The sequence below is a fragment of the Azospirillum isscasi genome, from assembly GCF_030849505.1.
Lineage (GTDB): Bacteria > Pseudomonadota > Alphaproteobacteria > Azospirillales > Azospirillaceae > Azospirillum > Azospirillum isscasi.
Window position 1 is genome coordinate 1 of sequence record NZ_JAUJFI010000207.1, and the last position, 8311, is coordinate 8311.

The window sequence follows — 8311 nt, forward strand, 5'->3', positions numbered from 1 at the left end:
GGCTCGACCCCGGCGGGCAGGGCAGCGGCGGAGGGATAAGGCGGCAGGGCGCGCCAGTGGACCGGGGCGGCCTCGTCCAGCGGGGCGGTCAGCGCGTCGCCCAGCGCCGCGGCCAGGGCGCCCTCATAGCCGGGAGCGACGGTCACCGCGTCCACCAGCGGCGGGAACAGGTCGCCCGCCCCGGCGGACAGCAGTTCGGCCAGCGCCTTTTCCTCCGCCTTCAGCTTGGCGCGGGCGGATTCGGCGGCTTGCAGCGCCTCGCGGGCGCGGGCCTGGGCGGGTTCGGCGTCGGATTTGGCGCGTTCGGCCTGTTCGGCGGCCTCGCGGGCGTCCTCCAGCCGCTGTTCGGCCAGCTCGACGGCCAGTTCGGATTCCGCCACGTCGGCGCGGGCGGCGATCTCGCGTTCCAGGGCGTCGCGCTGGGCCTGCTGCTCGGCAAGGCGCTTGGCCAGCCCGGATGCCCGCGTTTCGAAATCGGCGACCTGCCGCTGGGTGGCGGCGCGGCGGGCCTCGTCGGAGGCGGTCTGTTCGGTCAGGCGGGTCAGCTCGCGGTCGAGCGCGTCCACCGCCTCCCGCGCGTCGGCCAGAGCCTCCCGCGCGGCCTCCTCCAGCATCTCCTCGTCGGCCTGGGCTTCCAGCAGGCGGTCGCGTTCGGCCTCCAGCCGGGCCAGCGCGTCCCCGGCGTCGGCGGCCAGCGCCTCCTCGCGGCCAAGGTCGCCGGCGATCTGCTGAAGGCGGGACAGCAGGGCGCGCTGCTGCTCGGCGACGCGCTTCTCCTCGGCGTCGAGCTGCTCCCTGGCGATGACCAGCCGTTGCAGGGCGGCGGCGGCGGCGGCCTCGGCCTGACGCTTTTCCGGCAGTCCGGCGGCGTCCTCGGTGCGGCGGGTGGTCAGCCGGGTGACCGCCAGCATCAGGTCGCGCACCGCGCCCTCGGCCTTGGCGAAGGCGTCGCGGGCGCGCGCCAGCTCGCCTTCATGGGCGATCCAGCGCAGGTGCCAGAGCACCGCCTCGGCCTTGCGGATCTGTTCGGACAGGTTGCGGTAGCGGGCGGCCTGACGCGCCTGCTTCTTCAAACTCTGAAGCTGGGTGTCCATGGCCCCGATCACGTCGTCGAGGCGCATGAGGTTGGTTTCCGCCGCCCGCAGCCGCAGTTCCGCCTCGTGCCGGCGGGAGTGCAGGCCGGTGATGCCCGCCGCCTCCTCCAGCAGCATGCGGCGGTCCTGCGGCTTGGCGTTGATGATCTGGCCGACCTTGCCCTGGCTGACCAGCGCCGGGGAGTGGGCGCCCGAGGCGTTGTCGGCGAAGAGGAGCTGGACGTCGCGGGCGCGCACCAGCTTGCCGTTGATGCGGTAGTCGGAGCCGTTGCCGCGCTCGATCCGCCGCGTCACCTCCAGCTCGTCGTGCTCGTTGAAGCCGGCGGGGGCGGTGCGCGTGCGGTTGTCGATGAGAAGGGCGACTTCGCCCAGATTGCGCGCCGGACGGTTGGCCGTTCCACCGAAGATGACGTCGTCCATGTCGTCGCCGCGCATCTTCTTGGCGGAGGTTTCCCCCATCACCCAGCGCAGCGCCTCCACCAGATTCGACTTGCCGCAGCCGTTGGGGCCGACGATGCCGGTCATGCCCGGCTCGATCACCAGATCGGTGGCGTCGACGAACGACTTGAAGCCGGACAGGCGGAGGCGCGTGAAGTGCACGGGAACGAAGCCTTCTGCCCGGTCCTTACTTCACCAGCTTGTCGATGGCGGCGGCGAAGGTTTCGAACGGCTGGGCGCCGCTGATGGTGGCCGCACCCTCGTTGATGACGAAGGTCGGGGTGGCCTCAACCTTGTACTTGTCCTGGCCGACCAGACGGCTTTGCAGGATGCCGTCGGCCAGCGCCTGGTTGGCGAGGCAGGCGTTGATGGTCTGCTCGCTCATGCCGGCGAGCTTGCCGTACTGGGCCAGCGCCTTGGCCGGATCGGCGGCGCGGCTCCACTGGCCCTGGCTCTTGAACAGCACGTCGAGCAGCGGGTAGTAGCGCTCCGCCGGGGCGCAGCGGGCCAGCATGGAGGCGCGCAGCGCCGCCTGATCGAAGGGGAAGTCGCGGAAGATCAGCTTCGCCTTGCCGGTGTCGATGTAGGCTTCCTTGATCTTCGGCAGGATTTCGGTGTGGAAGGTGGCGCAGTGCGGGCAGGTCATCGACGAATAGTCGAGGATCGTCACCGGTGCGTCGGGCTTGCCGAGCACCCGGTCGGCCAGCAGGTCGGCGGTGGAGGGCGCCGGAGCCTGCGCCGTCTGCACGGGGGCCGTCTGCACCGGCAAAGTCTGCCCGTTCGACGGACGGGAGCCGACGACGGCGAGCCCGATGATCAGCGTCATGCCGACCGCGATCACCGCGGTGATGCCCAAAAGGTTGCGGTTCACTTTGGCCTCATCCCTACCAGATGTTGATGGTATAACCGAAACACCCCTTTTGCGGCAAGAGTATGGCCCAGTCCGGGCTTGCCTCCGCCAGGGGAATCACCGCCGGCGCGGGGCCGGACGCGGGCGGGCCAGCAGCGACCGCCCGAACCGTTCCAGCGTGGCCCGCAATTCCTCGTCCTCCACCGTGGCGGCGGTGGTCATCACCGACAGCTCCTCGTCCATGGTCAGGTCGCGCGGGCGCACCACCGGTTTCGGCATGGACAGCGGGGCGGCGTGGATCAGCTTGATCTTCGCCACCGCGCGGTAACCGAAGAAGCTGTTGATCCGCTCCACGATCTGCGGTTCCAGATGCTGAAGCTCCAGCGCGATGGCGCCCATGGCGCGGATGTGCAGGACGGCGTCCTCCCGCTTGCCGCGGGGGAAGCTCAGCTTGTCGGGGGCGGTGCGCAGGCTCAACTGGTGGCCGACGATGGACGGCCAGTCGTTGATGAGCGAGCCGAAGGCCAGCCCGCGCTTGCCCAGGGCCTTGCCGGCCACCTCGGGGACGGTCTGGCCGATTCGCCGCGGTCCGTTCATGAAAGGGTTTCCTGGTGATGGTCCGCGCACCCTAGCGCAAGCGGGCGGGATTTCGCCAGCGCCCCCGGCGGCGGCCCTTTATCGGCGGGCCTGTCCGCCCTATCTCTTGCCGCCATGACGACGCCTCCCCATGCCGCCCCCGAAGACGCCGCCCCGCGCCTTCTCTTCTGGTACGACCGCAACCGCCGTGATCTGCCCTGGCGCGCCAAGCCGGGGGAGGTGGCCGATCCCTACCGGGTCTGGCTGTCGGAGATCATGCTGCAACAGACCACGGTGCCCGCCGCGGCCCCCTATTTCCGGGCCTTCACCGAACGCTGGCCGACGGTGCGGGATCTGGCTGCGGCGCCGCTGGACGACGTGCTGGTGGCCTGGGCGGGTCTCGGCTACTACGCGCGGGCGCGCAACCTGCACAAATGCGCGCAGGCGGTGGCGGCGGAGCGGGCGGGGTGCTTTCCGGACAAGGAGGCGGCCCTGCTGGACCTGCCGGGGATCGGCGCCTACACCGCGGCGGCGATCACCGCCATCGCCTTCGGCCGCAAGGCGACGGTGGTGGACGGCAACGTGGAGCGGGTGATCTCCCGCGTCTTCGCGGTGGAGGACCCGCTGCCCGGCGTGAAGCCGAAGCTGCGGGCGCTGGCCGCCATCCTGACGCCGGACGAGCGGCCCGGCGACTACGCCCAGGCGATGATGGATCTCGGCGCCACCGTCTGCACGCCGCGCAAGCCGAAATGCATGCTCTGCCCCTGGTCGGACTGGTGCGCCGCCCGCGCCGCCGGCGTCCAGGAGCAGCTTCCCCGCAAGGCCGCCAAGGCGGACAAGCCGACCCGGCGCGGCGTCGCCTTCTGGCTGCTGAACCCGGACGGGGCCGTGCTGCTGCGCCGCCGGGCGGAGGACGGGCTGCTGGGCGGCATGACCGAGGTGCCCTCCACCCCCTGGGCCGGCCACGCGCCGGGCGATGCCGAGATTGCAGAGTCGGCGCCTCTGGATCTTCCCTGGCGCAGCCTGCCGGGTGTGGTCCGCCATACTTTCAGCCATTTTCACCTCGAACTTGGGGTGGTCGCGGCCAGGGCCGGCGACGGCTGGCGGAAGGCCGAGGGGCTGTGGGTTCCGGTGGACCGGCTGGGTGGGCAGGCCCTTCCCTCCGTCATGATGAAAGTGGTGCGCCACGCGCTGGCCCACGCATAGAGGAAAGGCGGGACGGAGCATCATGAGGCGGCGGACGATCCTGGCCCTGCCGGCCTTCCTGGCCGGCGCGTGGCTTGCCGGACCCCTGCGGGCGGAACCGGGGGCGAAGGCAAAGGCGAAGCCCTCCGCACCCGCTGGACGCCGGGTGGCGCTGGAACTGGTGCTGGCTCTGGACGGCTCCGCCTCCATCACCGATGGGGACCTGGAGTTCCAGTTGCAGGGCCACGCCGCGGCTTTCCGCGATCCGGACGTGAGCGACGCGGTGACGATGGGCGGCATGGCGGCGACCCTGGTGGTCTTCTCCGGCCCGCACAGCCTGCGCGTGCTCGTGCCCTGGACCGCCCTGACCAGCGCGGAGGAGGTCGCCGCCTTCGCAAACCGGATCGACAAGGCGCCGCGCGGCTTCCAGGGGGACTCCACGGCGCTGGGCAACGCCATCGAGGAGTCGGTCAAGCTGTTCGCCGGCAACGGCTTCGACGCGCCGCGCAAGGTCATCGACATCGTGTCGAACGGCTTTTCCAACAGCGGCCCGGACCCCGCGGGCGCCCGCGACCGTGCCGAGCGTCGGGGGATCACCATCAACGCCCTGGCCATTCTGGACGAGTTTCCCTGGCTGGAAGAGTATTACCGGGAAAACGTCGTGGGCGGCGTGAATTGCTTCGTGAAGACGGCGATGGACCGCGGCAGTTTCGTCGAAGCGCTCCGGCAGAAGCTGATCCAGGAAATCGCTACGGCTCCGGCGCCGCGCTCGGTTATCGCCGCCGCCAATCTTTGACCTGCGGTGCTAAGCCGCTCCGGTTTTTGGAAAATCGCCTGGAGGAAGGAGCGCGGATCGGGCTACTTTACCACAGCGTGCACAGGTGTGCGTCCGGATATCCATGGGGATGTTTTCGCGGGCAGGGCATGTCCTGCACGGTGCGCTGGGACGGTGGAATGGACGATCGGAGGCCGGTTGAGCCGGGCGACATCGCGGTAGCGGACATCGTGGCGGCGGCCGGCGCGGCGGTGGCCGTGAAAGCCGTGGCCGACGACGGGACGTTCCGCCCCGGGCGGAAACCCAGCCTGCAGGCCGTGGCGGTGGTGCTGGCCGTCGTCGTCGCCCTGGTGCTGGCGACCCTGACGGCGGTGGTCGGTTCGGCCTTCCTCGGCATCGTCGGCATTGCGGAGGAGGCGCGCAACGTCACCGTGCCACGCATCGGCGCCCAGCAGCGCGACGCCCTGACCGCCGCGCAGTTGAGCCGCTTGGCCGAAGTGATCCTGAACAGCCGCGACCGCGCCCGCCGCGCCGCCGCCCTGGACGAGGCGGAGGCGCTGGCCGGCCAGTTCGCCCTGGTGGTGGACGTCGCCGTCCTGGACAAGCTGGACCGCGCGCTGAGCGCCGTGAGGCGCAGCAACCACCGCGCCGACCTGATCGACGCGCTGTCCGCCAGCATCCGCGAGCAGTTGGCCGGGGTGGACGACGCGCTGGAACTCGCCACCTCGCTGCTGGCTGAGCCGGACAAGGCGGTCCAGGACTACGCCTTTCTCAGCAACCTGTACCATCTGCGCCGGCTTTACGGGCAGGTGGCGGCCACCGAGACGGCGGAGCAACTCGCCCTGGTGGACATCGAGATCCTGGGGCTGCTGCGCAACCAGCAGGCCCTGCTGGGCAGCCTGTCCACGATGAGGACGGGGCCGGCGGCTCAACCCAACCGCCTCGCCGCCGTTCTCGACCGCTTCGTGGCGGCGCGCACGGTGACCGACCTGCACCGGGGGCGCCTGACCGTGTTGGCGCAGGTCCGGCAGGACGGCGATTTCGCCTATCGCCAGTTGAAGACCCTGGCCGACAGCCTGTCCGGCGACGCCGCCGCCGCCACGCTGGACATGACCGATCGCATCGTCGCGGACGGCTGGCGCGGGCTGTGGACCTGGGTCGGCGGGATCGCCGCGGCCGTCCTGCTGCTGGGGATCGTGATGGCCCTGCTGCGCCGTCATGTGGTGGTGCCGGTCCTGCGCGTCAGCGACACGCTGCACGCTTTGCAGCGGGACCCGCGTCCGGTGGCGCTGCCGCCCGCCTCGCTGGAGGAGTTCGACCGCATCGGGGAGGCGGTGGAGCGGTTCGCCGGGACGATGGCCGCCCTGCACCGCCAGACCGCGGCCCTGCGGGCGAGCGAGGGGCGGCTGAACACCATTTTGCAGTCTTCGCCCTTTCCGATCGTCATCGCGCGGCGCATCGACGGGCGCATCCTGTTCGCCAACGCTGCCACCGCCGATCTGCTGGAAACCCCCCTCTTCGCCGTGCTGGATCGCGCGGTGCCGGATTTCCTGACGAAGGGGGTCGACTGGGACGGCTTTGCCGGAGATGTGTTCCGCCGCGGGCGGCTGCCCGAGGTCGAGATGCGGCTGAGAACGGCGGAGGGGCGTCCCTTCTGGGGCGTCCTGTCAGCCATGGCGATGGATTACGACGGCGAGGAATCGATGTTCCTGGCGCTGCACGACATCTCGGCCCGCAAATACGCCGAGAAGGCCCTGGTCGCCGCGAAGGAGGAAGCGGAACGCGCTCTGCACGACCTCCAGCAGACCCAAAAGAGTCTCGTCCAGGCGGAGAAGCTGGCCTCGCTGGGCGCGCTGGTCGCCGGGGTGGCGCACGAGATCAACACGCCGGTCGGCATCGGCGTGACCGCCTCCAGCTATCTTGCGGAGCAGGCGCGCCAGTTCAAGGCCGGGGTCGCGAACGGGAACCTGCGCCGCCGCGACCTGGAGGAGTTCGTGGACCGGATCGAGGAAGGGGCGGACATGATCCTCGGCAATCTGGAGCGCGCCTGCACGCTGGTGCAGAGCTTCAAGCAGGTGGCCGTGGACCAGACGTCCGAAGCGCGGCGGCCCTTCGACCTGCGCGGCTATCTGGACGGGGTGCTGGGCAGCCTGACCCCGCAACTGAAGCGCACCGGCCACCGGGTGACGCTGGATTGCCCGGACGGGCTGGTCATGGACAGCTATCCGGGCGCCCTGTCGCAGGTCGTGTCGAATCTGGTCATCAACGCGCTGCTGCACGCCTTCCGGCCCGACTTGCCGGGCACCATGGCGATCACGGTGCGGGCCGACGGCCCGCCCGCCGAGGCGTCCGCCGTCGTCCTGGATTTCGCCGACGACGGCCGCGGCATTCCGCCGGAGCACATCGAGCGGATTTTCGAGCCCTTCTTCACCACGCGCCGCGCCGAAGGCGGCAGCGGGCTCGGCCTGCACATCGTCTACAACATCGTCACGGGGACGCTGGGCGGGCGCATCGCCGTGGCCTCGCAACCGGGGGCCGGCTGCCGCTTCACCATCCATCTGCCGCTGGCCGCAGCGCCCATGGCGCCGCCCGCCGTCACGGCGGGCCGCGTCGCGGTGCCCGTGGCGGAACCTGCCTGAGGGAACTCAGGCCGCGACGTCAGGATCTGGCGCGTTCGATCTCGACGCCGACGCTGGCGGCGTCCGGGAACACATCCAGCTTCTCCACCCGCACGGTGACGGCGGCGATCCGCTCGTCGGACAGGCAGCGCTCGGCGATGCGTTCGGCCAGCGTTTCGATCAGGGTGACGTGGCCCTGGCTGACCAGACCCTTCACCACCGCCGCCATGTCCTCGCCGGTGACGCCGGGCGCGGCGACCTCGAAATCGAGGTTCAGACGGATGCGCTGCGGCTTGATCCGTTCGTGGGCATAGACGCCGATCAGCGCGTCCATGACCAGATCGCGCACGAAACAACGGGTGGACAGCGCGACCGGGGCCGAACGGGGCGCCGGAGCGGTGACGGTGGCGAAGAGCTTGTTCATGGCGCACACGCCTATCACGCCGTCCTTGTCCTGCCAAGGCATGCAGGCGGCGATTGATGGAAGGCTCCAATGCCGAACGCGGGGGACGGGGCGGCGCCGGAGGCCGCCCCGGGCCGGTCAGGCCCCGAGTCAGGCCCCGAGTCAGGCGGCGGCTTCGGAGCGGATGCGCTCGCGCAGCACGTCGATGGGGCGCAGGTCGCCGCCATCCTCATAGTGCCAGAAGGTCCAGCCGTTGCAGGCCGGAAGCCCGGCCATGGCGGCGCCCACCTGATGGATGGAGCCGCGATGCTCGCCGCGCGGGCCGGCCCCGATCAGCGTGCCGTCGGCGCGCACGCGGGCGGCGACGCGGCG

Annotated in this window: 8 protein-coding genes; 3 read left to right on the forward strand and 5 right to left on the reverse strand. The window is 70.8% G+C overall.

The window, feature by feature from the left end:
• The 3 genes from QSG27_RS25880 to QSG27_RS25890 form a co-directional block, all read right to left on the reverse strand.
• Window positions 1-1694: chromosome segregation SMC family protein (locus QSG27_RS25880; RefSeq protein ID WP_306711265.1), on the reverse strand; the 1694-nt coding region annotated here is incomplete at its 3' end.
• Between the two features lie 25 nt (window positions 1695-1719).
• On the reverse strand, window positions 1720-2403 hold the full coding sequence (locus QSG27_RS25885) for a DsbA family protein (protein ID WP_306711267.1): 684 nt from the start codon (window positions 2401-2403) through the stop codon (window positions 1720-1722).
• 96 nt (window positions 2404-2499) lie between these two features.
• The gene (locus QSG27_RS25890) at window positions 2500-2979 is read right to left on the reverse strand and encodes a DUF721 domain-containing protein (RefSeq protein WP_306711269.1); all 480 of its coding nucleotides are present in this window, start codon (window positions 2977-2979) and stop codon (window positions 2500-2502) included.
• Between the two features lie 114 nt (window positions 2980-3093).
• On the opposite strand from QSG27_RS25890, the gene mutY reads away from it, so the two are divergent.
• The 3 genes from mutY to QSG27_RS25905 all read left to right on the forward strand — a co-directional run bounded on the left by mutY (window position 3094) and on the right by QSG27_RS25905 (window position 7557).
• Window positions 3094-4164 (forward strand): A/G-specific adenine glycosylase, encoded by a 1071-nt coding sequence (mutY, locus tag QSG27_RS25895; protein WP_306711271.1) that lies wholly within the window; start codon window positions 3094-3096, stop codon window positions 4162-4164.
• Window positions 4165-4186: 22 nt separating this feature from the next.
• A complete protein-coding gene (locus tag QSG27_RS25900) occupies window positions 4187-4939 on the forward strand; it encodes a DUF1194 domain-containing protein (protein WP_306711273.1) in 753 nt (250 codons plus the stop codon).
• Between the two features lie 158 nt (window positions 4940-5097).
• A complete protein-coding gene (locus tag QSG27_RS25905) occupies window positions 5098-7557 on the forward strand; it encodes a sensor histidine kinase (RefSeq protein ID WP_306711274.1) in 2460 nt (819 codons plus the stop codon).
• 19 nt (window positions 7558-7576) lie between these two features.
• Here QSG27_RS25905 and QSG27_RS25910 read toward each other — a convergent pair whose 3' ends face one another.
• Window positions 7577-7960 carry a dihydroneopterin aldolase gene (locus QSG27_RS25910; protein WP_306711276.1) on the reverse strand — a complete coding sequence of 128 codons (384 nt, stop codon included), beginning with the start codon at window positions 7958-7960 and terminating at the stop codon, window positions 7577-7579.
• A gap of 141 nt (window positions 7961-8101) precedes the next feature.
• The coding region (locus QSG27_RS25915) for a restriction system modified-DNA reader domain-containing protein (RefSeq protein ID WP_456062074.1) at window positions 8102-8311 on the reverse strand (210 nt) is incomplete at its 5' end.

What these genes read in the sequence shown, in the direction of transcription:
- QSG27_RS25890 (WP_306711269.1), bottom strand. Translation starts at nt 2,979, where the DNA reads ATGAACGGACCGCGGCGAATCGGCCAGACCGTCCCCGAGGTGGCCGGC.
- mutY (WP_306711271.1), top strand. Translation starts at nt 3,094, where the DNA reads ATGACGACGCCTCCCCATGCCGCCCCCGAAGACGCCGCCCCGCGCCTT.
- QSG27_RS25900 (WP_306711273.1), top strand. Translation starts at nt 4,187, where the DNA reads ATGAGGCGGCGGACGATCCTGGCCCTGCCGGCCTTCCTGGCCGGCGCG.
- QSG27_RS25905 (WP_306711274.1), top strand. Translation starts at nt 5,098, where the DNA reads ATGGACGATCGGAGGCCGGTTGAGCCGGGCGACATCGCGGTAGCGGAC.
- QSG27_RS25910 (WP_306711276.1), bottom strand. Translation starts at nt 7,960, where the DNA reads ATGAACAAGCTCTTCGCCACCGTCACCGCTCCGGCGCCCCGTTCGGCC.